General features: G+C 78.7%; 1 protein-coding gene. It reads right to left on the bottom strand.

Going from position 1 to position 1,277, the window contains the following annotated elements:
* Positions 1-46: 46 nt before the first annotated feature.
* The coding region (locus tag OFY01_RS17140) for a cell division protein PerM (RefSeq protein WP_266600835.1) at positions 47-1,277 on the bottom strand (1,231 nt) is incomplete at its 5' end.

Genomic DNA, 1,277 nt, shown 5'->3' with positions numbered 1-1,277 from the left:
GCCCCGGTGCGGCCCGCGCGTGCGGACGGGGCCGGCCACGGGGCGGCTAGGGCTCCGGGTCGGTCCGCTCCGCGGAGACGCGGGGCAGCGGCGCCGCGTCCTCGAAGAAGTCGTAGGGCTCGAACTCGGCCGCTCCCCGGCCGAGTTCGTCCTCCACCACGACCGGATCCACCGACGCCACCGATTCCACCGGTTCCGACGGCTCCACCGGTTCCGCCGGTCCCGACGGCTCCACCGATTCCACCGGTCCCGACAGCCCCACCCGTCCCGCCGGTCCCGACGGCTCCACCGATTCCACCAGTCCCGACAGCTCCACCGATTCCACCGGCCCGGCAACCGGCTCCACCCGGCCTTCCGCCCGCCGTTGCGCCCGCGCCGCCCGCCACCCCGCCACTCTCGCCGCCACCCCGGCCCGCACCACGGACTCCCGCCCCCGCCACCACCGCACCACGAGACCCACCGGCACCCCGACCCCGACGACCCACCCCGCCGCCACCGCCCCGCTCAACCACCCCACCGGCCCGAACTCCGCCAACGCCGCATTCCCCAACGCCCCGCCCGCCACCACCGCAAGACCGGCCATCGCGGCCCCGCACAACGCGCCCGCCGCCACCACCCCACCGGCGACCCTCCCCCGCGACCAGGCCCCGTCCTCCCCCGCCCGCACCACGCACCGCGCCACGACCACCGCCGCCACCACCGGCACCGACGCCACGGCCCACGTCACCGGCGTCCCGCCCCCTCCCGTCGCCTCCGGCACCGCCGCCAGCAGCGGAAACGCGGGCCGTACCGGCCCCACCGACGCGCCGAGCGGTCCCACGACGTGCCCCGCCCCGAGCACCACGCCGGGCCCGAGCGCGTACGCCGCGCCCCAGATCACCGCGTTCGGCACCAGCGCCAGGCACAGCAGCAGCACCGCGAACCGCCCCGACCACGCCCCGGTCGACGTCAAGAACGCCGCCCGCACCGCTCCCCCGTGCCACCCGAGCGCCGCCGCCAGCACGAGCGCACCCCCGGCCACCAGGGCAAGCACCCCGGCCGACGCCGCCCGCCCGGCGACCGGCAGCACCTCCCGTACGAACGACTCCGGCAACCGCCCCACAACCCGCCGCGCGGCCCCCGGCAACGGCCCGCGCGGCCGCCCGTACGACGTCCACACCCCGGCTCCCGCCGCCGCCACGGCCACCACGACCAGATGCGCCCCACAGCTCAGCCACGCGGGCCGCAGCGCCCCGCCCGAGGCGTACACCGCCGCGGCGGCGCCGACCAGCAGATAC

The sequence above is a fragment of the Streptomyces beihaiensis genome (assembly GCF_026274175.1).
In the GTDB taxonomy this organism is placed as follows: domain Bacteria; phylum Actinomycetota; class Actinomycetes; order Streptomycetales; family Streptomycetaceae; genus Streptomyces; species Streptomyces beihaiensis.
This window is presented reverse-complemented; position numbering and strand designations above follow the sequence as displayed.